21 protein-coding genes and 1 pseudogene are annotated in these 24,556 nt (G+C 70.3%); 15 read left to right on the top strand and 7 right to left on the bottom strand.

Annotated elements, in window-relative coordinates; all coding sequences use genetic code 11:
* Nucleotides 1–5 precede the first annotated feature (5 nt).
* The 6 genes from OHA73_RS05715 to OHA73_RS05690 all read right to left on the bottom strand — a co-directional run bounded on the left by OHA73_RS05715 (nucleotide 6) and on the right by OHA73_RS05690 (nucleotide 8,628).
* Nucleotides 6–2,408 (bottom strand): type IV secretory system conjugative DNA transfer family protein, encoded by a 2,403-nt coding sequence (locus tag OHA73_RS05715; RefSeq protein WP_443063034.1) that lies wholly within the window; start codon nucleotides 2,406–2,408, stop codon nucleotides 6–8.
* Nucleotides 2,396–4,216, bottom strand: coding sequence for a VirB4 family type IV secretion system protein (locus OHA73_RS05710; protein ID WP_267072991.1), 1,821 nt, complete (start codon nucleotides 4,214–4,216; stop codon nucleotides 2,396–2,398). Before OHA73_RS05710 ends, OHA73_RS05715 begins: the two co-directional genes overlap by 13 nt.
* Before the next feature lie 59 nt (nucleotides 4,217–4,275).
* Nucleotides 4,276–5,226 (bottom strand): PrgI family protein, encoded by a 951-nt coding sequence (locus OHA73_RS05705; RefSeq protein ID WP_267071851.1) that lies wholly within the window; start codon nucleotides 5,224–5,226, stop codon nucleotides 4,276–4,278.
* Nucleotides 5,223–6,827: a hypothetical protein gene (locus tag OHA73_RS05700; RefSeq protein WP_267071852.1), complete on the bottom strand. Its 1,605-nt coding sequence runs from the start codon at nucleotides 6,825–6,827 to the stop codon at nucleotides 5,223–5,225. The genes OHA73_RS05705 and OHA73_RS05700 overlap by 4 nt, the downstream gene beginning before the upstream one ends.
* Nucleotides 6,828–7,171: 344 nt before the next feature.
* The gene (locus tag OHA73_RS05695) at nucleotides 7,172–7,543 is read right to left on the bottom strand and encodes a pilin (RefSeq protein WP_267071853.1); all 372 of its coding nucleotides are present in this window, start codon (nucleotides 7,541–7,543) and stop codon (nucleotides 7,172–7,174) included.
* A gap of 341 nt (nucleotides 7,544–7,884) precedes the next feature.
* Nucleotides 7,885–8,628, bottom strand: coding sequence for a hypothetical protein (locus OHA73_RS05690; RefSeq protein WP_327654380.1), 744 nt, complete (start codon nucleotides 8,626–8,628; stop codon nucleotides 7,885–7,887).
* Nucleotides 8,629–9,159: 531 nt separating this feature from the next.
* On the opposite strand from OHA73_RS05690, the gene OHA73_RS05685 reads away from it, so the two are divergent.
* From OHA73_RS05685 to OHA73_RS05665, 5 genes are all read left to right on the top strand, one after another.
* On the top strand, nucleotides 9,160–9,798 hold the full coding sequence (locus OHA73_RS05685) for a hypothetical protein (protein ID WP_267071855.1): 639 nt from the start codon (nucleotides 9,160–9,162) through the stop codon (nucleotides 9,796–9,798).
* 17 nt (nucleotides 9,799–9,815) lie between these two features.
* Nucleotides 9,816–10,796 carry a TRM11 family SAM-dependent methyltransferase gene (locus tag OHA73_RS05680; protein WP_267071856.1) on the top strand — a complete coding sequence of 327 codons (981 nt, stop codon included), beginning with the start codon at nucleotides 9,816–9,818 and terminating at the stop codon, nucleotides 10,794–10,796.
* Complete coding sequence (locus OHA73_RS05675) at nucleotides 10,783–11,970, top strand: DNA cytosine methyltransferase (RefSeq protein WP_267071857.1); 1,188 nt, start codon at nucleotides 10,783–10,785, stop codon at nucleotides 11,968–11,970. Before OHA73_RS05680 ends, OHA73_RS05675 begins: the two co-directional genes overlap by 14 nt.
* Before the next feature lie 197 nt (nucleotides 11,971–12,167).
* Nucleotides 12,168–12,443: an excisionase family DNA-binding protein gene (locus OHA73_RS05670; protein WP_267071858.1), complete on the top strand. Its 276-nt coding sequence runs from the start codon at nucleotides 12,168–12,170 to the stop codon at nucleotides 12,441–12,443.
* Between the two features lie 103 nt (nucleotides 12,444–12,546).
* Nucleotides 12,547–13,755 carry a tyrosine-type recombinase/integrase gene (locus tag OHA73_RS05665; protein ID WP_327654379.1) on the top strand — a complete coding sequence of 403 codons (1,209 nt, stop codon included), beginning with the start codon at nucleotides 12,547–12,549 and terminating at the stop codon, nucleotides 13,753–13,755.
* A 296-nt stretch (nucleotides 13,756–14,051) separates the two neighbouring features.
* Here OHA73_RS05665 and OHA73_RS05660 read toward each other — a convergent pair whose 3' ends face one another.
* The gene (locus tag OHA73_RS05660) at nucleotides 14,052–15,641 is read right to left on the bottom strand and encodes a sodium/solute symporter (protein WP_327654378.1); all 1,590 of its coding nucleotides are present in this window, start codon (nucleotides 15,639–15,641) and stop codon (nucleotides 14,052–14,054) included.
* 474 nt (nucleotides 15,642–16,115) lie between these two features.
* Between OHA73_RS05660 and OHA73_RS05655 the strand changes: the two are divergent.
* The 10 genes and pseudogenes from OHA73_RS05655 to OHA73_RS05610 form a co-directional block, all read left to right on the top strand.
* Nucleotides 16,116–16,325, top strand: a pseudogene (locus OHA73_RS05655) (zinc-binding dehydrogenase); the annotation flags it as partial.
* A gap of 282 nt (nucleotides 16,326–16,607) precedes the next feature.
* Nucleotides 16,608–17,177 (top strand): TetR/AcrR family transcriptional regulator, encoded by a 570-nt coding sequence (locus tag OHA73_RS05650; RefSeq protein ID WP_327654377.1) that lies wholly within the window; start codon nucleotides 16,608–16,610, stop codon nucleotides 17,175–17,177.
* Nucleotides 17,178–17,233: 56 nt separating this feature from the next.
* Nucleotides 17,234–18,094, top strand: a complete 861-nt coding sequence (locus OHA73_RS05645; protein WP_327654376.1) for an NmrA family NAD(P)-binding protein — start codon at nucleotides 17,234–17,236, stop codon at nucleotides 18,092–18,094.
* Nucleotides 18,095–18,194: 100 nt separating this feature from the next.
* On the top strand, nucleotides 18,195–19,361 hold the full coding sequence (locus OHA73_RS05640; protein ID WP_443063198.1) for an IS30 family transposase: 1,167 nt from the start codon (nucleotides 18,195–18,197) through the stop codon (nucleotides 19,359–19,361).
* 7 nt (nucleotides 19,362–19,368) lie between these two features.
* A complete protein-coding gene (locus OHA73_RS05635) occupies nucleotides 19,369–19,623 on the top strand; it encodes an IclR family transcriptional regulator domain-containing protein (protein WP_327658411.1) in 255 nt (84 codons plus the stop codon).
* A 61-nt stretch (nucleotides 19,624–19,684) separates the two neighbouring features.
* Nucleotides 19,685–20,401 carry a GntR family transcriptional regulator gene (locus OHA73_RS05630; protein ID WP_327654374.1) on the top strand — a complete coding sequence of 239 codons (717 nt, stop codon included), beginning with the start codon at nucleotides 19,685–19,687 and terminating at the stop codon, nucleotides 20,399–20,401.
* Between the two features lie 167 nt (nucleotides 20,402–20,568).
* On the top strand, nucleotides 20,569–21,915 hold the full coding sequence (locus OHA73_RS05625) for an MFS transporter (protein ID WP_327654373.1): 1,347 nt from the start codon (nucleotides 20,569–20,571) through the stop codon (nucleotides 21,913–21,915).
* Nucleotides 21,912–23,315 (top strand): acyclic terpene utilization AtuA family protein, encoded by a 1,404-nt coding sequence (locus tag OHA73_RS05620; RefSeq protein WP_327654372.1) that lies wholly within the window; start codon nucleotides 21,912–21,914, stop codon nucleotides 23,313–23,315. Before OHA73_RS05625 ends, OHA73_RS05620 begins: the two co-directional genes overlap by 4 nt.
* A 5-nt stretch (nucleotides 23,316–23,320) precedes the next feature.
* Nucleotides 23,321–23,638, top strand: a complete 318-nt coding sequence (locus tag OHA73_RS05615) for a DUF4387 domain-containing protein (RefSeq protein WP_267071865.1) — start codon at nucleotides 23,321–23,323, stop codon at nucleotides 23,636–23,638.
* 220 nt (nucleotides 23,639–23,858) lie between these two features.
* Nucleotides 23,859–24,554 (top strand): alpha/beta hydrolase, encoded by a 696-nt coding sequence (locus OHA73_RS05610; protein ID WP_267071866.1) that lies wholly within the window; start codon nucleotides 23,859–23,861, stop codon nucleotides 24,552–24,554.
* The last annotated feature ends 2 nt before the right edge of the window (nucleotides 24,555–24,556 follow it).

Raw genomic sequence — 24,556 nt, 5'->3', positions numbered from 1 at the left:
GGGGGTTACGGACGTGTGGTGGGGCGTGGTCCGGTGCGGGAGGCGGCTGCGGTGCGCAGGTCGTGGGCCCGCCCGGGAACGGGCGGCGGCAGCGGGCGGGTGGTGAGCGTGAACGCTGCCGATTCGGCGCCGCCGGTGAGGAGGTGGGCGACCGCCTGGTAGGGGCCCAGGTGCGCGAGGTCGTGTGCCGAGAGGGTGGGGAGGGTGTGGCGCTCCAGGACGTGGGCGTCCTCGGGGGAGGCGTTGAAGAAGACCTTGTTGCGGGCGTTGGCGGAGATGCCTTCGCGCAGGTCGCGGGGGAGTTGGGCGAGGTGCTGGTGGGCCAGGGTCATGGAGAGGCGGTAGCCGCGGGCCTCGGCGAGCATGTCCTCCAGCGGATAGGGGAGCGTGAGGAAGTTGTGCGCCTCGTCCACGTACAACCCGGCGTCGATGCGGGCGTGTTCGGGAGTGCGGGCACGGGCGGCGGTGTTCTGCCATGTGCCCGCGACGATGAAGGAGCCGAGAAGGCGCGCGGTCTCTTCGCCGAGGGCGCCCTTGGGGAGGCGGGCGAGGAGGATGCCGCCGTCCAGGACGGAGGCGAGGTCGAAGGTGGAGGGGCCTGCGGCGATCGCGCGGCGGGCGAAGTCGCGCAGCAGGAAGGCTCGGAGCTTGTTCATGACCGGGCCGACGACTGCGGCACGGGAGGGCTCGGACATCGACTCGTACCAGTCCCAGAAGCCCCGCAGCACCGGGTCCTTGAGGGCAGGGACGATCCGCAGGCGGAAGGATGACTCGGCCAGCAGGCGAGGGATGTCGGCGAGGGTGACCTGCTGGCGTGCACGGTCCCGGTGCTTGAGGAGCGTGAGGCAGGCGGCGCGCATGACGTCGTCCGTCCGAGGTCCCCAGAATGCGGAGAAGATGCGGCGGAAGATGCCGGTGAGGTTGTCGGTGACGACGTCGATGTCCGCGCCGTCGAGGACGTTCAGGCAGGGCGGGGTGTGTGCGTCGTCCGGGTCGATGAGGACCAGGCGGTCGGCGCAGGTGTCGGGGAGACGGTCCAGGAGGTCGGTGACGAGGTCACCCTTGGGGTCGATGACGATGACGCCCCGGTGGTTTCGTACGTCGTCGAGGATCAGGTTGGCGATGAGAGTGGACTTGCCGGAGCCCGTGGCGCCCATGACATGCAGGTGCTGGCGCGCGTCGCGGGTGGCGAGACCGATCGGGCGGCGGGCACCGAGGTCGGAGCGGCCCAGCGGTTTGACCCCGCTGCCGGGGGTGGGCTCCGGGATGGGCGGGGGCGGCAGGACGCTACGGGCGCCGGCGCGGGCCAGGCCGGGTGCGTCGGCGTCGAAGGGCAGGTGGGCGAGGGCGGCGAGTTCGGGCACGGACAGCAGTGCGCTGCGGGCGGGCAAGTAGCGACTGGGGAGGGCCCGTTCGGGATGGCGCAGGCGGGTGCGGGCGAGCCAGTTGCGGTCGGCGTAGAGGCCGAAGGCGGAGGCCAGGCTGTGTGCGCGGCCGCGGATCGTGTCCGTGGCGCGCTCGGTTTTGGGTGTGCAGGTGGCGGCGTAGGAGATGATGCACTGCCATTGCGGTCCGGCGAGTTTGGCGGCCGACTGGCGTACGGCGGCGGAGTGTTCGGGGTCTTGCTTGCCGGTCGCGGTGGGCTGGGGGCGGTGGGCGAGCAGGGCGGCCAGGGCGGGGAGGCGGCCGGGTGTGGTGCCAATTTTGAGGCGGCGGGCGGTGCGGCGGGCACGGCGAAGTGCCCGGCCGGTGGCCGGGCGGGCCAGGATCTGCACGCAGGCGCTCTCGCCGTCGGCCATGCCGGTAGCGGCCTGGAGCAGGGGGCGCAGCGGGTCGGTGGTGTGCTCGGTGCGCAGTGGGAGGGCTTCGGGGCGGGCTGGACGCAGCCGTCCGGCCGTCACCGTGTGGCCGGGTGGGACGAGCGGCGTGGGGTCGGTGACACGGGTGTGGGCTCCGGGCCAGGCCGACTCGACCGCGCGGCGCACGAGGGCGAGCGGCACGCTGCCTGGGACCCACAGGGCGATGCGCAGTCCTGCGGGGTTCCAGGTGTATTCGAAGGCGAGGTGCGGCTGCCCGCTCAGCAGGCGGCGCCACCATGGCCGTAGCAGCCCGGACAGTTGGGCCCACAGCACTTGACCGCCTTTGGGGGCCACGACGGGTGGGGTGAGGATCTCTACGAGGCGGGCTCCGTCGGCGTTGCGCCGTTGGTGCAGGCGGCGTATGCGTTGCGCCAGGACCAGGCTGCAGACCACCACGAGTACGGCGACAGGAACGGACACGGGAGCGGCGGCCTGGGCGCGGGGAAGGAGCTGCCTTGAGAGGTGTTGCCAGAAGGCAGCGGGATCGGTGAGGAAGTCCACGAGCACTGCGCTGGACGCGAGACTCGCGGTCGCCGTCACAGCTCCCACTCCTCGTCCGTGAGCTGACCGTCGTCCGGAGAGCTGCCGGCATCGAAGTCGTCCGGTGCCGCTTCGAGGTCCCGCGTGCCCAACAGGTCCCTCTGGGCAGCGAGTTCTCCGGGGTCGGTGGTGATGACGGCGTGTTCGCCGGGCGCGGCGACGCTCATCAGCGCGACCTTGCGGCGTCGGTCGTCGGCAAGCAGCAGCGCTTCGCCGCGGGCCGCGGACAGCAGGAACTCCCGCTCCCCGTGCGAGAGATGGAAGGTGTCGCTGATGGCGTCGATGGCCTGCGGAGCCTGGCGCAGCAGAATCTGCGTGGCAGCGTTCGCGACGATCGCCCGGCCGAGCGGGGAGGCGAGGACATCGTCGGCGTCCTGGGTGACCACGGCGAGGCCGGTCCAGCGCTTGCGGGCGGCCTTGGCCATCCGGAACAGGAACCGGGCCCCGGCCTCCTCCCGCATCAGCTGCCAGCCCTCGTCCACGACCACCAGGTGCTTGCCGGGGCGGTTACGGGAAGTGGTCTGCCGCCAGATCGCGTCGAGGGCCAGCAGCATGGCGGGGGCCTTCACCTCGTCGGGCAGCTGACGCAGCGCGAAGACCACCAGGTGCCCGTCCAGCGGGGTGGTGGAGGGTCCGTTGAACAGCGCGGCGTGCGAGCCGGATACGTAGGGGACGAGACGTCGGCCCAGATCCTGCGCGGTGGCGTCCGCGTCGGCGTCCAATGCGGCGGCAAGGTCGCTGAGTTGGGGCGGGGTGCGGCGCCAGGTGCGGGTGTCGGTGGTGATCCCGGCGCGGTGGTAGGTGGTCAGGAGTGCCCGGTCCAGTACGGCCTTCTCCGCCGGGGTGAGTGTCGTGCCGAACAGGCAGGCGAGGAAGGTGTGCAGGAACAGGACCCTGCGGGTGAGTACGTCATCGCCCGGTTCGACGGTCGCAGGCAGGTCGAAGGGGTTGAGGCGCACACCGTCGGCGCCGAGGGCGACGATGTGGCCGCCGACCGTCTCGGCCAGGCGGACGTACTCGTTCTCCGGGTCGATGACGGAGGCGGTCACGCCGTTGAACAGCAGCCGCAGCAGCTCGAGTTTGGTCAGGTATGACTTGCCGGCCCCGGAGCGGGCCAGGGTGATGGAGTTGTAGTTGTCCTGCGCGAACCGGTCCCACAGCACAGGCGCCCCCGAGACCGTGTTCAGCCCGTACAGCACACCGGTGGGCACGCCGTCGGGGTCGAGGGCGAGCGGGAGGTCGGGGCTGGTGAAGGGGAAACAGGCCGCGAGCGCCGCGGTGTCGAAGGTGCGGCGGATCTTCAACGTGTCGAGGCCGAGGGGCAGGGTGGCCAGCCAGCCTGCCAGTGCCCGGTACGTGGTCGGCGCCACGGTCACGAGCAGCGACTCGGCCACCGCGCGTACGGCGGCGGCCTGCTCGGCCAGGGTGTCCTCGTCGGGGGCGTGGACGGTGAGGTACAGGGCGAGTTGGAAGAGTTTCCCCTCGCCGCGGGCGATGCGGTAGGCGAGCTCGGCGGCGTCGGCTGCGGCGGCTTCGACCTCGGGGTCGTCGAGTCGGCCCTTGTCGAAGCCGGTGCGCCGCCCGGATTCCAGTCGGGCCCGCTGCTTCTTCAGACCGGCTGCCGCCACCGCGGTGGGGACGGGCTCGATGTGCAGGGCGATGTCGAGGTGGCCGGGGAAGTTCAGCAACGGGGACAGCCAGCCGGGGGTGACCTCGGCCGGATAGCCGGTGACCACCAGGGTGGAGGTGAGGTGGGAGCCGAGGGCGAGGGTTCGGGCGTGGATCTCCACGGCCTCCGGGCCGATGGGGCGCAGCAGATCGGCGGCCGCCACCCGCTCTGTGCCTGCGCCGGAGGGGAAGCGGCTGATGTGGCGCTTCACGACAGGGCTCCTTCGGGAGACGGGGCGGACGCGGTAGGGGTGTCGGGGCTGCAGGCGGCCTCCAAGAGGTGGCCAGTTGCCTCCGCGTCGAGCGGGGCGAGGGTGATGTCGGCGGAGGCGAGTGCGCGGGCGGCCTCGTCGAGGCGCTGCACTGCCCGCCCTGCTTTGGCCGCGGGCGCTTGGTGAGAGCGGCGGACGGGGGAGGGCTCGCGGGCGACGAGCACGATCTGGCGGGCGAGCAGGGAGCCGCCGGTGGCGAGCTGGGTGAGGAAGGAGGCGTGTGCGCGAGCCGCCTCCTCCAGGGCCGGGTGGGGCAGGGCGGGCGCTTCGTGCTGGAGGCGGTCGGCGAGTGGGGCGAGGTCGATGCGGTGGCAGCGCACCAGGAGCTGGGAGGGGCCGGTCAGCGAGTTGAGCCAGCGGGCGAACCCGGCTGTCAGGGCCTGCTGTTCGGCGCCGGAGCGCAGGTCGAAGTTGACCGTTGTGCAGGTCGCCACCGCCGCGTGCCCCTGGTCGCCGAGGTCCAGCACTCCGGCGATTGTGATGCCGTCGTAGGGCATCCGCATGGGTGCTGGTTCCGGCCCGGCCGCCTTGACTAGAGCGGAGTTGAGGAACTGAGGGAGTGGAGGGACGCCTTCGGGGGCGTGCACTTGACGCTTGGGCGTGCGGTGGTGGGCGATGGCCGCCAGCGCGAACCGGTCGAGGTCGACGCCCTCCCGGCGTCCGAGCGCCACTACGGCGGCGACCCCGGCGATCGGCGTGACCAGTGCCAGATAGGCGAGCGGAGCCATGAAGGGGTGCGTCGCCCAGTACCCGCCGTACAGCGTCAGAGCCACCACGGCGAGCGACGCGGCCTGCCGGGCGGTGAACGGGCCCAGGACCTTGTCCGAGCGATTGATGTCGGACGGGATCTTGACCGTCGTGACGAGATCGTCCTCGTGCGCGTTCATCGCGGGCGCCTCCTGGGCGGGTCGGTACGGGGCGGCTCCAGCGGGAGCCGCATGGACATGGGGCGGGGCGCGGGGACGCGGGGCAGCGGTGGGATGTTGTGCCGGCCGCTGGGGGCCGGGCTGGGAGGTGCGGGTGGGGGCGGAAATGGTGGGGCCGGGCGGGCGGAGGTTGTGCCGGGGGACGGCTGGCCGGTTGGTGCTGTAGCGGGTCGATGCCGAGGCGCGGGTGGAGGCGACTTCGGGGAGACGGCCGGCTTCTTCGAGGCGGCCGGCTTCTTCGAGGCGGCCGGGCGCGGCTGCGGAGGGCGCGGCCGGTTTCGTGGGGTCGGCCGTGGCGGGGTGGGCGTGGGCGGAGTAAGGCCCGCTGGCGGCGCGGAGGGTGGCGCCCCGGCGGCAGGGCCCGGGCTGGTTGATGGTGGGGGAGTCGGACGGCCGGGGCGGGAACGCGATCCGGGACTGCCACCTGGCCCGGTGCCCCCGTTCGGTCCGGGACCGCCACTCGGTCCGGGAGCGCCTCCTGGCCCGGAACCACCGCTGGGCCGGGGCCCATTGGGACGTGGCCGTCGACCGCCAGGTCCCCGGTGACCCGGGCCAGGCCCACCGGGGCGTGGTCCGCCGCCCCGCCCCGGCGGACCACCGCCAGGAGGCCCGGAGCGACCGGCCCGCCGGACCAGCTGACCGAGACCGCCACCACGGCCACCCCCGGCGGCGGCCCCCGCACCTGGAGCGGCCGCGTTCATGAGCTGCACCAGAGCAACGGACTTGATCATCCGCAGGACGCCCGGAGTCCCTGGCGGACCGATCGGCGTGGCACGGAAGATCAGCTGAGTGGTCCAGCCCGGAATCTTGAACAGCACCCAGAACAGGGCGAGTCCAGCCAGCATGGTGCCCAGAGTGCTCGGCCGGGGAAAGCCGAGCACGGTGTTGCCCGGTGCGAAGAACACCTTCAGTGACAGCACGAAGACCATCGACTGGGCGACCTGAATGGACAGACACCCGGCCAGCGCCCGCCACCACATCCGGGCGAGCCCGTCAGTGACAGGGTGCGCGTGACACGCCAGAACCAACGGACCGATAACGGCAAGCAGCGCGATCACGGCGACCCGCACGACGTAGCCCATGAGCACGGCGACGACCATGAAGAGGGCCAGGCCGCTCAGCAGCACCAAGAACATGGGGCCGCCGGCCGCAGGGGCGAGCACATAGCGCACCGCCTGCTCGGCCAGGCCGTGTTCGGCATCCGAGAGGTCACTGCGCATGACCGTGGCGGACACGGCGTTGGCCAGCGAGATGGCCATGCTCATCACGGACTTCGACAGCGTGGCAGCGGCCAGGCCGATCAGTAGCCGGGGAGCGATCTGTTTGAGCGCGTAGCGGTTCTGCACGGTCTCATAGCCCATGACCGTTACGCCGCCAGCCGTCACGAACAGCAGGTAAATGGCGACGGTGAGGCCCAGTGCTTGGGACCACAGCCGGGCCACGGCAGGCTGCTTGGTCACGTCCGGGGTTGTCAGCAGAGTGTCGGCGAGCAGCTCACGTACCGGCTTGGTGATCTCTTTGATCACGTTGGCGAAGAACGAGGAGATCGCGTCCGCGATCATGCCCGGAATGTCGAAGAGCCCCGCACCCTCGCCAGAACAGTCGCCACCACTCACCTCACACGCGGGCGGGATCTCTCCCTGCGAAGGTTCGGTGGGGCCAGGCTTCTTCGGCTTTCCCTTGTCATTGTCGCCAGGAGTCGGAGAGGGGCCGGGTGACGGGGAGGGCTCGGGTGCCGGCGCAGGTGGGGGCGCTGGAGCGGGAGATGGCTGGGGCGAGGGTTCGGTGGGGGCCGCGACCACTACGGGAGGGGTGGCAGTGGCCGGCGCGGCTGCCATTGCGATTCCTGCGATCAGCAGCAGGAATACGGTCATGAAGCGGACGGCACCGCGGTGTCTGCCGGGGGTCACTGCCCACCTCCGGCGCCGACAATGCCCTTGAGGATGGTGACGACGACCGGCGCGAGGATCGCCAGCCCGTACCCGATCGCTGCGGCCTTCAACGCCCGCTTGGACGACTCGACTTCACCGGGGTCCCCGCCGGCCATCAAGTAGCGCAGGCCGCCGAAGGTGAGGAACAGCGTGGCAAGCCCGGCCAGGATGCCGACCACCCAGTTCCTGAGGTTGTTGATGACCTGCGGCACTGTGGCTACTGCCCAGGACCCGGGAGGGTCGGCAAGCAGGACGAAGGCCGTCGCGACCGCGACGAACGTGCAGCGGGTGAGGCGGCGCCTCGCCGATACCCCCTGTTCGGGCCGGCGGCGGAACGTCACGCGCATGGCAGCGCACCTCCAACTGGGCTGGCAGGTAGGCAAGATGAGGAGCGGCGGGCGCGACAGGTGAAGCTGCCCGCCCGTGCTGCGTGGGGTGAGCCGGATCCCTCCACCGGGGCCGGCCTCCGTTTCGGGAGAGGTGCGGCATCGGACGGGGAGTTGCTCGGGTGTCAGCACGAGACGGCTGCTCACCCCACGCGGCACGATCCGGTGGTGCCGGGGAGAGGCGCGGCATCATCGGCGCGGTGTGTACCGGACTCCTCGAGAGGTGCCGCGGTCGTCCGCGTGCAAGTAATGGAGAACCCCGGAACGGAAATTGACAGCCGTGGCCAGGGCACCCTCGCGGCTCACTCGTCGCGCAATTGCTGCCGCAGATGGTCGGCCAGGTGTGCTTCGGCGGCGGCCCGGTGTCGGTAGAGCCGACGCACATGCACCCCGTGCTCGGCGGCGAGGCGTGCCATCGACTCCCCGCCCAGCCTCGTCCGGGCAATCAGGCGCGCTTCAGCCAGGCCGACTACGCGCGCCCGCACGGCCCCCGCGAGCACCGACAGTTCGTCTGTCTCCTCCGCTTCCCCGACCGCTGGTCCGGCGCTTGGCGCGGTGAGCCGCCCGATACGGACATCACGCTCGTCGAGCTCGTGGGCTTCATGAAGGGCGTGGCGGCGGGCGGCGTACACGAGGCGGTGCACGGCCCGGTCGGCCGCCCGGCACAACTCCCAGTCGACGCGCCCCTCCGCCCCGGCGACCCCTGCGAGCGCGCAGGCGACGGCGGTCAGCCCTTCCTGCTCCAATTCGGCGCGCTCCACCTGTGCGGGCCGGGCAGTACGGGCCAGGACGCGGTGCAGTGCGGGCGCGATCATGGCCACAGCGACCGTGCCCCACGGCTCACCCAACACCTGTGAGCGCCGCACCACTTCGTGCCAGGTCTGCTGGATGAGTTCGGCCCGCGTGGAGGGGTGAATGAGCCGGGCCCGGATCCGGTCGACGGGCCAGTCGCCCTCCGCCTCCGGCCCGCACACCAGACGGGCAGGAAGCGTCAGCGGTACGGCGGCCTGTGCGAGGCCAAGGAACGACTGCTCCAGAACTTGCAACGGAGACGATCCCGTCGTGTGCGTGCGAACGGAGGCTGCGCAGAGACGGCGGGCAGAGGAGTGGTGCGGCATGACGGGGCTCCCGACGGATCGATGTGAACTGCTTGCACCGCCAGCACTCCCACCCCGTCACGCCATCGTTGGACCGGCCGCGAACCACAGCCGGACCGGTCATCAGCCAGGGGACCGGTGTGTGCGATGGCTCGGGACTGGCCCGCCTCCACCGGCCAGGGATGCCATCGGTCGAGCGGCACCGAAAACCGAACACAAAGAATCTTGATGAGAGTTGATGCCACTGCCCTTGCATCGAGGGCGGTGGCTCGATGCTGGCTCGCGACTGGACCGAACCCGCGCCGACCTGGGATAACAGCCGGGTCCGCATACTTCGCGCAGGTATCTGATGCGACATGCCGAAGTTCTCAGCGGCCGCTCGAACGACCAGCGGACTGCGTCAATCCCCGCCGCGTGCTTCTCCATTGATCCACGTCAGCACACGACGGCCGGATCTCATCTCCCGGTGCCACACCGCCCATGAACCACCCCGCACGACAGAGTCGGTCAACTCCCCGCAACGAGGTCCTGCCGACCACGATCTGGCTCCCCGCACCTGATGAAGAGCACACCACTCCTCGGTCCGGCGCGGTCCTGCCCTCCTGGGCCCTCGACAGGATCCGCACCGAGCTCGCTCAGCGACCCGGGCGGACACCCGCCCCGCTGATCAAACTCGACATTCGCGACACCGACCCGGGGATGGACGCCCGCACTCGCACCACCACCTACGCATGCACGGACGACTTCACCGGTGTGCCTCCGGTTCTCCTCGCCGAACTCCACCCCGACGCCCTCTCCACCGGCAGCGACCCAGCTGCTGAAGGTGACGCTCTGGAGGACGGCTGGCCGAGCTTCTTCCACCGCGCCCACCGCCTCCTCCGCAACGACGGACTCCTCCTGCTCGCAACCCGTCAGCGCCGCGACGACGGCCGGCTCACTGACCCGATCGGCAGCCTCATCACCAGCGCCCGCACGGCCGGCTTCCGCTACCTCCAGCACATCGTCTTCGCGTACGCCCGCCCTGACGGAACCCACATCGCTCCTGCCCCTCCGCCGGATGCCTCGCCCGGCGTCACCCACGCCGATCTCATCATCCTCACCGCGATCAAGCAGGCCTGAACGAAAGGGAGTTCGCCGTGCACGCATCCGCTTCGGTGTGGACGACCGCACCCACTTCAGCCCCCGCCCAGCGCAAGGGCCGCTACCTCCCTGGTTCCGCCGCCCACCCCGCCAAAATGCTTCCCCGCCTCGCCGCCCACGCCATCGCGACCTACACGAGCCCCGGCGACCTCGTCCTGGACCCGATGTGCGGCATCGGCACCACACTGGTCGAAGCCATCCACCTCGGCCGCGACGCAATCGGCATCGAGTACGAACCCCGCTGGGCGCACCTCGCCGGCCTCAACGCCGCTTCGGCCGCCCACGAAGGCGGCACCGGATCCGGGTGCGCGTACCTCGGCGACGCCCGCCACGCGACCCATCACATCCCGAGCCGCCTCCACCGCAAGGTCGACCTGGTCCTCACCTCACCCCCGTACGGACCGAGCGTGCACGGCCAAGTCCGCTCCACCCGCGAATCCGGCGAACGCGGCGTGACGAAGACGGACTACCGCTACAGCCAGGACCCCGCAAACCTCGCCCACGTCGGCCTCGACCGCCTCCTCGAAGCCTTTACCGAGATCCTCACGGAATGCCGTCATGTTCTGCGTCCCGGGGGCACGGTCGTCATCACCACCCGGCCTTGGCGCGAACGGGGCGAACTCATCGACCTGCCCTCGGCCGCCATGGCCGCCGGTCAAGCCGCGGGCCTCATCCCAGCCGAACGTAACATCGCCCTCCTCGCCGGCCTGCGTGACGGCCAACTCGTTGCTCGTCCCTCGTTCTTCCAGATGAAGAACGTCCGCGATGCCCGACGCCAAGGAATCCCACAACATCTCATCGCGCACGAGGATGTGATCGTGCTGCGGAACGGAAGCGGTGCCGGTGGACTGTCGACCGACACCTCACATCGTGATCTCGGCCGAACCTGCCCGCAGCGCTGCCGCACCCCGCGCAAACCCGCTCCCGCCTACGGCTCTCGGACCTGTCGCCTGGACGGCCGCCATGGCAGCAGCTGACCTGACGATCGGGTCGGTATGCAGTGGCGTCAGCGGCCTGGATATCGGCGTCCTCTCCGTCCTTGGCGGGCACGTTGCCTGGCACGCCGAGACGGACGACGCTGCCAGCACCGTGCTGCGTTGGCACTGGCCCGACACCCCGAACCTCGGCGACGTCCGTGCGATCGACTGGACGCGTGTTGCGCCCTTCGACGTCCTCACCGCCGGATCCCCCCGCCAAGACCTATCGGTTGCCGGCCCCCGCACCGGCCTGGTGCCAGGGACGCGTTCGGGGCTCTGGCACCACATCGTCACCGCGATCCAGTACCTCCGGCCGAAGTTGGTGGTCATCGAGAATGTGCGAGGCATCTACTCCACCCGCACCACGGCAGGTCCTCTTCGCGACGTGGAACCCTGCCCGAGGTGTGTGAGAGACGGACCGGGAGCGCACCTGCTGCGGGCGCTCGGTGCTGTACTCGGCTCCCTTTCCGACGTCGGGTTGGATGCGGCGTGGACGCTGCTTCGCGCCAGCGACGTCGGGGCCCCGCACCAGCGGGCACGGGCGTTCATCGCAGCTACGCCGGCCGCTGTTGAAGACCCCGACGGCGAATCTCGGCACCAACGGTGGGTCTCAGCACCCGGAGAAACGCAAACGGGGCGGCCATGGGCCGACCCTTGCGGACGAGGTCGAGAACCTGTTGCCCACCCCGCGCGCGAGCGATGGGGAGAAGGGCTCTCCGAATCGGCGCTACCGCAACGGCGGGCGCACCCTGGCCTCCACTGCTGCGGCCCTGCCCGCGGATACTCCGGGACGCCTGCTGCCCACGCCGACCAAACACGACGGCATCGGCGGCCCGGGCACCACCCCGAAACGCCGCGGCGGAATGAATCTGCGCACGGCCGTCACTCACCTACCGGCTGGTGGGCCGAGTACGCCCCGGCGATCCGACGCTGGGAAGACGTCACGGGGTGTCCCGCTCCAAGCCCCACGGTCATCGGCACCCGGCGACTGTCAGCCGAGTTCGTCGAGTGGATGATGCTGCCCCAGGGATGGGTGACCGGCGTCCCTGGCTTGTCCCGCGCCACCCAACTTCGTCTCCTGGGCAACAGCGTCGTCCCGCAGCAGGCCGCGCACGCCCTGACCCAACTTCTGCAGCACTCACTCGAACCGCGTTGCGACGAGGAGCGACAATGAGCCCTCGGCGCGCCCGCACACCCAGCACCCGCCATCCCAGCGCTCACCCTGCCCTCGATCTTGCCCACATACTTGCGCTGCCTCCAGGGGAGCAGGCAAGTCCCGGAGTATCCACTCCGGAATCGGGGCCGGAGTCTCAACCCGCGCGCACTGAAGTGGAGTTGCCAACTGATCAGGTACCGGCACAGTCCACCAGGGTGCAATCCGAGACGCGGCGATCTTGCGCCAAGAAGACCATCTCGGAGACTGTCGCGGAGCCGGAGCCCCCAAGTGTCCGTCTGCACACCGCCGACCAGGCCGCCGAGCTCCTCCAGATCCCCGGATCCTGGCTGCGCAAGAAGGCAGCGGAAGGGGCCATCGCGCACACCCGGATCGGCCGCTACCTCCGCTTCTCCGACGCCGATCTGCACGCACTCGTGACCGCGAGCCAGCGCGCACGGGGCCAGCACGGCGGGCCCCGCCGCAGCGGGTGATGTGCCGTACATGTGTGCCGGTTCCGCTCCCGGCGGCAGGGAGCGTCCATGGACCCCGCAACCCAGCACACGAACATCCGCACCCGCTCCGGAGGAACCCGCCATGCCCTGGATCGAACGTCACGGCGACCGCTGCCGCGTCCGGTACTGGACGGACACAGGTAAGGCCGCCACCCTTGGCACCTTCCCCGACTATGATCGCGCAGCCGCCTTCGTAATTCAGTTCTCAGCCCCGGGACAGCCGACTACGCCATCAGTGGCCATGCCGACGCCTGTTTCGTTTGGCCCGTTCGGGATGCCCGCCCCGTCCTCGACGCTCTTCGAGGCTTGGGTGAAACGCTGGTGGCCCACGGTCGAGGTCGGTGCGAACACCGCCGCCGGCTACTTCAGTCTCCTCAAGAACCATCTCCTGCCCCGCTGGTCGACCACTGCCCTGCACGAGATCATGCCCACCGACGTCACCGTCTGGCTGAAGTCCCTGCGCACCACCTACAAGCCCGCCACCGTCTCCAGCATCGGCAAGCTTCTCTCTCTGATCCTGTCTGCGGCTGTCCTGGAACGCCTCATTCCCGGCAACCCAGTCCGCATCCCGCGCCAGCGCGGCCGCCAACGCAGCCAGGAGACCTACGCGTTCGCGACCGAAGCCGATGTTGTCTCCATCGCCCGCCGTGTCAGCCACCTAGCGGGCCCCAATCAGGGCCTGCTGATCATCACCGCTGCCTACACCGGAATGCGCTGGGGTGAGCTCGCCGCGCTGCGCCGCCCCGCCCACGACCCCCAAGCCGCCACGCTCACCGTCCACGCCGAACACGGCAACCTCCACGAAGTCAACGGCCACCACAGCCTCGGTACACCCAAGACCGCAGCCTCCGTCCGCACGGTCACCCTCCCGCCCTTCCTCAACACGCTGATCACGGAAAACACGGACAGCCATCGCCGCGAACACCTCTTCACGACTTCCACCGGCCGCCTGCTGCGCCGCTCCACCTTCCAACGCCGCTACTGGGCCCCGGCAACCCGCGGCACCACGCTGGCCGACGGCACCGTCTGGGCCCCCATCACACCCGGTTTGACCTTCCACGGCCTGCGCCACACACAGAAGACCTGGCTGATCGAGGACGACATCCCCGACGTCGCCCAGGCCCGTCGTCTCGGCCACACCCTCGACAACGACATCGACGACATCTACTCCCACGTCGCCGCCACCCTCAATACCCGTATCCTCGCGGCGCTCGAGGCCCGCTGGCAGCGCTCACTCACCACTCCCGACGCCAGCAGTGAAGACGTCACCCCCGGGGCAGGAGCCGTATGACGACTCCGTCGATCCACCGGCACCCGCGATCGCACCGCATCAAGCGGGCAGCAGGGGTTGCCCGAGACGGACGGCGTGGAGCTGGAGCGCGTCGCCCAGGACCTTGACGACGAGGCGACCTCGGAGAACCCCGAACCGAGCCGCCTTCGGTAGTGCACCACTCGGCTCAGGGACAAGCTGGAGGCTCGAACGATCATGGCCGCCACATTGGGCGTCCAGGTTGCCGTGTGTCGGTCGGGCCCGCCGGGTCGGTGCCGACGCAGGCACACCGCTTGTCGCGGAGCCGGCGGCCGGGTTCACGGCCGCTCGCTCCTGCCGTGACTCACTGTCACCCGGTCTCGCCATGCGTGTTCCCGCGCCGTACCGGTGCGGGTGCGGCCCACGAGTCCGAGCAGGAAGCCGGCGGGAATGGTGATCAGTCCGGGGGTCTGGAGCGGGAACCAGTGCAGGTCGTGGTCGGGGAAGATCGCGATGGGCGTGCCCGTGGCCGCCGGGGAACCGGCCAGGAGCAGCACGATGAGGGGGATGGTCCCGTAGACGGTCCAGCGCACGCCTTTGGCGGAGTACCCCGGCAGGAAGAGCGCGTACAACAGGACCGGGGCGAGTACGGAGGCCGCGACGGTAAACGACAGCGAGATCAGTGGCAGCCTGCCGCGGTCGGCGAGGGCGGCCGCGAGGATGACGGCGACGGCTCCGACGAGCACGATGCTCAGGCGCGCCCGCCGGATCTCCCGGGCGGGCGACGATCTGTTAGTGCTGTGGGCGTACTGTCCGAGGTCGCGGGTGAGACTGGAGGCGGCGGCGAGTGTGATGCCCGCTACGGCCGCGAGGGTGGTCGCGAAGACGGCGCAGGCGATGACGGCGAAGAGCATGCTGTGCCGCGCGCCCCCGGCGGCGGGGTCGAGGGCGCCTGTCACCATGAGCAGGGCGGTCCCTCCTGCGGGGTCGGCGGCCCGTATCGCGTCCCGGCCGATGAGGGCGCAGGCCCCGAGACCGGCCACGACCACTCCGGCGCACACGACTGCGACGGGGCCGACGGCCCAGCCCACGGCGCGGCGCGCGGTGACGGCGTCCTTGAGCGGGTGCAGGCGCATGGTGAGGTGCGGCAGACAGGCGGCGCCGATCAGAAGGGTGGCCTGGAAGCTGATCAGGTCGAGGCGGCCCGCGAGGGAGGGGCCGAAGTGCAGGCCCGGCTGCAGGTAGCCGGAGCCGGCTTCTGAGCGGTCGCGGGCGGCGTCGAGCAGGGCCAGGGGCGACCAGCCGTGGCGGGCGAGGACGATCCCTGCGAGCAGCGACAGGGCGGTGAGCACCACACCGACCTTGAGGATCTGTACGAAGCCGACGCCGCGCATGCCGCCGAACGCGGCGTAGCCGATCATGAGGGCGCCGCCGGCGGCGGTGCATGCGGTGAGCGCGCCGTCGGGGAGGCCGAACATGGCGGCCAGGATGCGTCCGCCGGTGGTGAGCTGTACCAGGAGCAGCGGGACGAGGACGAGGAGGCTCGCGACTCCCAGCGCTCTGCGTACGGAGGGGTCGTCGAGTCGGTCGGCGAGGAAGTCGCCCAGGGTGAACACGCCGGCGCGGCGCAGGGGTTCGCCCAGGATTCGCATGACCAGGAACAGGGACAGGACCGTGGCACCGGCGAAGAGCATGCCGTCGGCGCCGTCGAGGGCGACCGCCCCCGTGGTGCTGAGCAAGGTGGCCGCGGAGATGTAGTCACCGGCGATGGCGAGTCCTCCGCCGACCGGTCCGAAGGCCGCGCTGCCTCCCGCGTAGAAGTGCTCGGGGTCGTCCAGGTCGGCTGCCGCGAGCCCGCACAGCAGCAGCGACACGGCGACGAAACCGAGGAAGACCACGACGGCGAACGACTGCCCGTCGCCGGTCACGGCCGACGCTCCCGCGCGGCCGGCCCCCGACGGTGGGTGAGGGAGATTCGGACGGAAAACGGAGCGGGAGTCCGAGCCGGACGCGAAGAGGGAGAAGCCATGCCGGGCATGGCATCAGCCGCCATGGCGGCACGTACAGGAGCACAGGCGTTCCGGAGGCCCCCGCACAACCAGGCCGAAGTCTTCTTGTGCGCCGGCACAAACCCGCAGCCTGTGGCGGCCGCCTTGCGGCTTCGCGGCGTAGGAGCCTGCGAGCCGCTGTCGCGACGCACAGCAGGAAGCAATCGAGAAAAGAGGCGTCTCGGTGCGTCGGCCAACTTGTCGGCGTTGGGCTCGACAGGGTTCGGACGTATTGCCGCTCTGCGAGCTCACGAGGCACCGTCGGTGCCCATTGTGCTGATGGATCCCTGGGGGGAGTGGCCACTCCGCCGCCACCTCTCACCTCTGAACAGGGTGCCGACCTCGTCCGGCGCCATCGCCGACCACGCGCGCGGGGAGCGCCTGGGCACGCACGTGGTCAACGCGGAGAACGACTCGGCCCTCCTGTCCGCAGCGGCCGAACTGGGCCGGCAGGGCCGCTACACGCCCCGCATCGAACAGAGTTACCCCCTGGAGAAAATCGCCGACGCTCATGCGCACGCCGAGCGTGGCCGCACACGCGGCAAGATCGTCATCTCCATCTGAAGCGGGCGCACGGCCCAGACGGATCAGCCCGCCACGTGCTCCGGGGGCTTGGCGCGGCGTCGACTCCGGACGCCGCCAGGCACTCGCAGGTGATCCGTCGAGGTCCGTTCCGCCGCTTCCCTCCTCGCGCCCCGGTTCCATCGGCCGGAAGTCGGCTCCAGTTGTCGCCGGCTCCATTCCGGGTTACTTTCGATACGCAACCGTAGCGTAGCGAAAGTGGGAGTCGGAGTGGTAAGCGCATCGAGTGACCCGCGGGCCGAGGGCGCGGACGGGTCGTCCGTCATGGGGCGGCCACGTGACACCAGCCGTGGCCTGGCCATCCTGGATGCGACGCTGTCGCTGCTGACCGAGGTGGGTTACGAGCAGCTGTCCATGGAGGCGGTCGCGAGTCGCTCCGGGTCGGCGAAGACGACGATCTACCGCCGCTACCGCGACAAGGCCGCGCTGGTGGCCGCCGCGGTCGAGCACCGCGCACAGGCCACGCCACCCGAGCCTGCCGCGGACGATCTGCGGGAGAACCTGCTCGGGCTCGTCTCCTGGCTGGCCCGGCAGATCGCCGAGCAGGAGGTCGGCCTGCTCGGGGCTCTGTTCGCCGGGATGCGCAGCGATGCGCGGCTCGCGGAGGAGATGCGCCGCATCCTGCGCCGCGACGAGGCCGCGATGACCGATGAGCCGCTGCAAAAGGCGATCCGGCACGGAGAGCAACTGACTGCCCGGGCCGCCGGCCTCTTCGCCGAGGTCGCCCCGGCCGTCATAGTGCACCGCATCGTGATCGCGGGCGAACCGTGCGACGAACGGTTCGTCGCACACCTCGTCGACGACATCCTGCTGCCGCTCCTGCGCGGCCACTGACCACTTCCCGCAGCACGCGCCGACCGCGCGCGGCGGGAACGAAAGGAACCCCCAACATGATCGTCATCACCGGTGCGACCGGCGCCCTCAACGGCGCCACCGTCGAACACCTCCTCAAGCTCCTGCCCGCCGAGCAGATCGGCGTCAGCGTCCGCGACACCGCCAAGGCGCGGCACTTCGCCGACCGCGGGGTGCGTGTGCGCCAGGGCTCCTACGAGGATCCGGACGCGCTGCGGCACTCCTTCGAGGGCGCCGAGCAGGTCTTGCTCGTCTCCTCCAACGACCCGCATGCCGACGCCGTCGCGCTGCACCGCGTCGGCATCGACGCCGCCGTCGCAGCGGGAGCCCGCCGCATCCTCTACACCAGCCACCAGGGAGCCGGAGCGGACAGCCCCTTCCACCCGGCCCGCGACCACGCCGCCACCGAGCAGCTCCTCGCCGACTCCGGCATCGCCTGGACCGCACTGCGCAACGGCTTCTACGCCCACAGCCTGGCCTGGCTGCTGGGCCCCTGGCAGCAGACCGGCACCATCACCGCCCCGGCCGACGGCCCCGTCTCCTGGACCGACCGCGCGGATGCCGCCGAAGCGGCAGCGGTCATCCTCGCCGCGGACCGTGCCTTCGACGGCCCGGTCACGCTCACCGCCCGCCAGGCCGTGACGTTCGACGACATCGCCGCCCTGGCCTCGAAGAAGACCGGCCGTGACATCATGCGCGTCACGCCGGACGACGAGGAGTGGATCGCGGCCAAGGTCGCCGCCGGCACCCCGGAAGCGATGGCGCGGATGACGCTCACTACCTTCCAGGCCGCCCGCGAAGGCCGCTTCGCCGGAGTCGACCCGCTACTCACCGAGCTCCTCGGCCGGGAACCGCGCAGCGTCGCCGACCAACTCGCGGCGGACATCGACGCCGACTGACCGGGCGAGCCGAGCGCTTCGCCCGCCTGTCGTCAAACGATGGCACCCTCAAGTGATCAACGCACCACCCACGGACGATCATGTGATCGTGGAGGCACAGGTGCGTGACTACGGGTTTTCGCCAACTCAGCAGGATGAGATCTGGAGGCGCTGGCGCGAGGGGCAGTCGTTCAGCTTGATCGGGCGGGCGCTCGGGGCACCGATGCAGAGCGCCCGCCGGTTCCTGTACCAGAGCGGCGGGGTCCGCCTCGCCCCGCAGCAGCGAGCAGAGCGGCATCTGAGTGGCAGTGAGCGCGAAGAGATATCCCGCGGCATCGCCGCTGGGCAATCGGCCAGGCAGTTGGCCAGGCGGCTGGGCCGGTCTCCTTCGACCGTCTCCCGCGAGATCGCTCGCAACGGCGGCCGGGACCACTACCGAGCCGCGTCAGCTGACGAAGCTGCCTACTCGCGCGGGCGCCGACCCAAGCAGGCCAAGCTCGCCCAACAGCATGCTCTCCGCGCCCTGGTGGAAGCCAAGCTGGCTCTGTGCTGGTCGCCCGAGCAGATCGCGGGATGGCTGCGAATCCAGTTCCCCGGTGACGCCTCCATGCAGGTCTCGCATGAAGCGATCTACCTCTCGCTCTACGACCCCCGCCGGCGCCAGGCCATCGACCGCAGCCTCACCCAACGGCTGCGGTCAGGCAGGCCCATGCGCCGCCCGAAGCTCGCCCGCCGGCCCACCGGGCGGGGCATCATCCGCGGCATGGTGCCCATCACCGCCCGTCCCGCTGAGGTCGAGGATCGCAAGATCCCCGGTCATTGGGAGGGCGACCTCGTGATGGGCACCCGCCCCTCGGCCGTGGCCACGCTGGTCGAGCGCACCAGCCGCTACACGGCCATCGTCGCCCTACCGGACGGCATCAAGGCCGAGCAGGTCACTCCGCACCTCACCAGGAGTCTCCTCAGTATCCCGCCCCAACTGCGGAGGACACTCACCTGGGACCGCGGCAGGGAGATCGCCGAGCACCAGACCATCACCGCCGAGACGGGGATGCCGATCTATCTCTGCAAGCCCCGGAGCCCGTGGCAGCGCGGCACCAACGAGAACACGAACCGGCTCCTTCGGCAGTACCTGGCCAAGGGCGCAGACCTCCGCACGTTCAGCCAGGCTGACCTGGACGCCGTCGCACACGAGCTCAACCATCGGCCCCGCAAAACCCATGGCTATCGCACTCCGGCAGAGGTCTACGCTGACCTTCTGAACAGCGGTGATGCGCTAACCGCTTGAGCTCGCCATCCACACCGCCGATGACCTGCGCCGCAGCCTCGCCGAGGTCAGGCGCGGCGAATACGCGGTGGCGCGACGTGCCGACACGACGGGCCCTCGTACGACGGCTGCCGCACCCGTGCGCAGCCGGGACGGGGTGGTCGCGGCTCTGTCCGTGGTCGCGCCGACCCCGAAGTTCGATTCGGCGGCGTATGTACCGGCCGTGCGGGCCACGGCCCGCGCGATCTCGCGGCAGTTGCAGAGCACCGGAGCCGCGCGGTGAGCGGTTCCGCCGGCGAAGATCTCATTGACTCTTTGCTATAGCAGGATGCATTCTTGCGCCCATGAGCAACGACGCCCTCAGTCCCATGGAGACGACGTCCCTGGCCGACCAGGCCTACCGGCGGCTCCGTGTCGCGGTCCGTGAGGGGGCGTTGCGGCCGGGCGAGAAGATCACCGAACGCGATCTCGCGGCCCGCCTGGGCGTCAGTCCCACACCGGTGCGTGAAGCACTGCGCCAGCTGGTGCACGAGAAGGTGGTGGAGCGGGTCGGGCCCCGGGCGCTGCGGATCGCGGATCACTCGGCGTCCGCGCGTTCGGAGATCGTGGAGGCGGAGGTGCGGCTGTCGGCCCTCATGGCCCGCCTGGCCGCCCGGAACGCCACCGATGCCCAGCTCGCGGAGCTGGCCGAGACGCTGGAGCGCGCCGAAGCCCTGGTCGGGCAGATCGACCAGGACCTGGCCGAGCAGGGGGAGCGCGCCGATGCCACCGACCAACTGGCCGCCGTGCACCGCCTGTTGCGCCTCTTCCACCACCAGGTCGAGGAGGCGGTCGGTAACGCGGTACTCGAGGGACTGCTGCAGCAGGCTCGTGCGTTCAGCGACGAGGAGCGACTCGATCTGACGATCAGGCTCGCACCGGAGCAGGCCGAGGCTTTCCGGCGGCGCTTCCGCGAACACCGCAGTCTGCTCGACGCCCTCGTGGACCGGGACGAGGAGCGGGCCGAGCTGCTCGCCGCGCATCACCACCGAGAGGCGCTGAACCAGCTCTCCGGCAGCTGACCCGATTCCGTAGGGTGCTCGGCCACCGGAACGCCGAGCGCCTACCCACTGGGAACCACCGGGCGCCTGCCCACCGGAACCATCGATCGGCCGACGTGGGCGCACCCCGGCGTCCGTAGCCGCATCCCGTATCTCCCTGTTGCTATAGCATATGGCAAGGAGCCGCCATGTTGAACCGACCCGACGCGCCCACCCCGGGCGGATCTCCCACCCTCGCGCCACCAGCACCCGCCGCCGGGAAGCGAATGAGCGCGAGCGCGGTGCTGTGGGTCACCCTGGCGGTCTTCGCCCAGGAGTCGGTCTGGAACTTCTACGATGCCCAGGTCCCCGAGCAGCTGCGCGAATACGTCACGTCGGCAGGCGTCGTGGGCCTGATCATGGGCCTCGACCACTCCCTGGGGATCTTCACCCAGCCGTCCGTGGGGTTCCTCTCCGACCGGCTCGTACGTCGGAGGGCGGGGCGGTGGCCGATCGTGCTGATCGGCGCGGTCATCGCCACGGTCCCGTTCGTGCTCATTCCCTGGGCAGGCAGTCTTCCCGTACTGATGGTTTGTGTCGTCGGCTTCGCCCTGGTCGCCAACGCTTTCAAGGGCGTCACGGAGACTCTGATCTCCGACTACGTCCCCACGGGCAACCTCAGCAAGGCACAGGGATTCATCAAGGCCGGCGTCGGCCTGACCGTCATCATCTCGTCCCTGATCAGCCTGCTGGTCGTCGACCGCAGCCTCCACCTGGCGTTCGCGATACCCCCGGCCCTGATGCTGGTCATGCTCGGACTGTCCTGGATGTTCCTCGGCCGTCGCCACGAGCGGGCCGTCCTGCCCGAGCAGCCCACCAATAGTCCCGAGCGCCCCACAGGCAGTCCCGAGCAGCCCACCAACAACCATGAGGACGCGCCGGAGTTCACCTCCCCCTGGGCCGTCCTGAGGGACGCGTTGCGCAGTCCCTCCAGCCCCACGGTGCTCCTGATGATCGGCATCTTCTGCTTCTCGGGCATGTGGACCGCGCTGCGTTCACTCAACACCCCTTACGGCACCGAGGTGTTGGGGCTGACCCGTGGTGAGGCCGGCGGGCTCGCCCTGCCGGGCGCCGTCGCCTTCCTGGTGTGTGTGCTGCCCCTCGCATACGTCTCCGATCGGCTCGGACAACTGCGGGCCATGCGTTACGGCGTCGGCCTGTTCGTCATCGGCCTGCTGGTGGGCTTCGCGGTCCCGACGGTCCCCGGGACGGTCGTCTCGACGGTCCTCTCCGCCACCGGCTATGCGTCGTTCGCGGTCAACGCACTGGTCGCCCTGTGGAACTTGGCGCCCACCAAGAAGGTGCTCGGCACCTACACCGCCCTCTACACCATCGCCTCCTCCGCCGGCCTGGCCCTGGGCCCGGCGCTCCTCGGCCTCACCGTCGACCTCACCGGTTGGCGCTACATGATGCTGAACGCCGCCGCCTTCGCCGTGGTCACCTACGCCGTCTTCACCCTCCTGGCCCGCCGGGCTCCCGAGCGGAGCGTGGCATGAGCAACCGTTCTACCAGTACGACGAAAGGCCCTGCCTCCATGGAACTCCGCATCCTCGCCCCCACCGGGGCGCTGGGCGCCGGCTTCGACGCCGACGCGTTCCGGCGCGGTGTCGAAGCCCGCCCTCACGTGATCGCCTGCGACGCCGGTTCCACCGACTCCGGGCCCGCGGCCCTCGGCTCCGGGACACCTAAACTGTCCGCCCAGGCCGTCGCCCGCGATCTGCGGCTCCTGCTGAAGGCCCGCGCCGAGCTGAACGTGCCGCTCATCATCGGCTCGTGCGGCACCTCCGGCCGCGACGTAGGCGTCGACGAGGTCGCCGCCCTCACCCGCCGCATCGCCGACGAGGAGAACCTGTACTTCAAGCTCGCCCTGATTTACTCCGACCAGCCCGCCGACCGCCTCCAGCACCTCTACGACGCGGACCGGATACGTCCCTTGGCCAACGCCCCGCAGATCGACCGGGAGTTGTTCGAACGCAGCCACACCGTGGCGATGATGGGAGTCGAACCCCTCCAGGAAGCCCTCGACGACGGCTGCGACGTCATCCTCGCCGGACGTGCCAGCGACACCGCCCTGTTCGCCGCGCTTCCCCACCTGCGCGGCGCCGACCCCGGTCTCGCATGGCACCTGGCCAAGACCATCGAGTGCGGCGCCGCCTGCGCCGTCCCGCCGTCCGCCAACGGCCTCCTTGCCACCCTGCGCGACGACCACTTCGACGTCACCACCCTCGCCGACGGCACCCGGCTCACGCCCCGCTCGGTCGCGGCCCACACCCTGTACGAGAACGCCGACCCGTTCCACATCGCCGAGCCCTCAGGCGTACTGGACACCACCGACGCCACCTACGAAGCCGTCGACGAACAGACCGTCCGCGTCCGCGGCGCCCGCTACCTCCCCGCCGACGGCTACACCAACAAGCTCGAAGGCGCCGAACTCGTCGGCTATCAGACCGTCATCATCGGCGGCGTCCGCGACCGGGTCGTCATCGACGCCCTGCCCAAACTCCTGCCATTCGCCCAGCAGTACTTCGACGCGAAGATCCTCGACGTGTTCGGCGGAGAAGTGGACCCGGCCACCATCGACATCGACTACCGCCTTTATGGCGGCGGCGCCGTCCTCGCAGGACCGGAGCCGGAACCGCTCCAGCCCCGCGAACTCGGTGTGCTGATCACGGTGACCGCCCCCGACCAGGCCACCGCGCACGCCATCGCCACGTTCGTCGCGCACGCCAGCAGTCACCTGCCCATCCCCGAGTACGACGGACTGGTCTCGACGCTCGCCTACCCCTACTCGCCGCCCGAGACGGACCGCGGGCCCCTCTACCGATTCACCCTCAACCACGTCGCCACCGAGGTCACCCCCACCGAACTGTTCCGCACCACCACCGAGGAGCTGTAGAACCCGTGGCCACCCTGCTCGACCACTGCTCGCTCGTCCGCTCCAAGAACGCCGGACCCTTCACCCTCACCTTCGACTTCATGTGTCACGACCAGGCCGCGTACGACGCGTTGGTGGCCACCGGCTTCCTCAACGCGAGCCTCTTCGCGTCCCTCTACGACACGGACCCCGACCGGATCCTCGTCGTCAACCACCCCCGCGCACTCGCCGTCAAGGTCTCCCTGCCCCGCCCCACTGTCCAAGGCGACCTGCACGACACCGACTGCTACGCCGGCCAGCAGTACGCCCCACTGATGGACATGGAACTGCCACCGGCCCCCTGACTCGCGCGCCCACTCTTCCGCACCCTTCCCGCAGCCAGGAGCCGCACCCATGCCCGCCGAACGCCCCTTGTCCCCATGGCACTTGCCGCCAGACCACCCCGCACAACTCTTCCTCACCGGCCCGACACCACTGTTCGCGCTTGCAGGCGACCCACGTGTCTCCTACTGCCTGTACGTTCCCCGTGGGCACACCAACCGCGGCGAACCACGCCCCTTGGTCGTGGCAGTCCACGGAACCCACCGCGAGGCCGGTCAACTCCGCGACGCCTTCGCCGACTTCGCCGAGGAACACGACTGCGTCGTACTCGCCCCACTGTTCCCCGCCGGACTGGCCGGCCCCAACGACCTGGACAACTACAAGTTCCTCACCGAGCCGGGCTTCCGGGCCGACCTGCTCCTCCTCGACATGATCAAGGAGGCGGCCGAGCGGTGGCACATCCGCACCGACCGCTTCCACCTCCACGGATTCTCCGGCGGCGGCCAGTTCGCCCACCGCTTCTTCTACCTCCACCCCGACCGCCTCGCCTCCCTCTCCATCGGCGCGCCCGGCCGCACCACCCTCCTCGACCCAAGAACTCCGTGGTGGCGGGGCACCGCTGACTGCGCGGAACGCTTCGGTACCGCCCCGGACACCACCGCCATGGCGGACGTACCCGTACAGCTCGTCATCGGGGAACAGGACACCCACATCGAGGTCTGGGAAGGCGCCGAACAGCCGGGCAGCCGCATGGACCGCATCAGCGAACTACGCGAGAACTGGGACCGTCACGGCATCGCCACTCGGCTGGACGTCGTCAGCGGCGCAGGCCACAACGGCCTCGCCGTCATGCCGGCCGTTCTCTCCTTCCTGTCCGACCGGGTCGCGGCGACAGTGGAGAGAAGGCCCTCCGGCGAGCGGGCCCTCGACAAGGCGTAGAG

This window comes from Streptomyces sp. NBC_00483 (assembly GCF_036013745.1).
Lineage (GTDB): Bacteria > Actinomycetota > Actinomycetes > Streptomycetales > Streptomycetaceae > Streptomyces.
The sequence above is the reverse complement of the archived record's forward strand: the minus strand, read 5'-3'. Positions and strand labels throughout refer to the sequence as shown.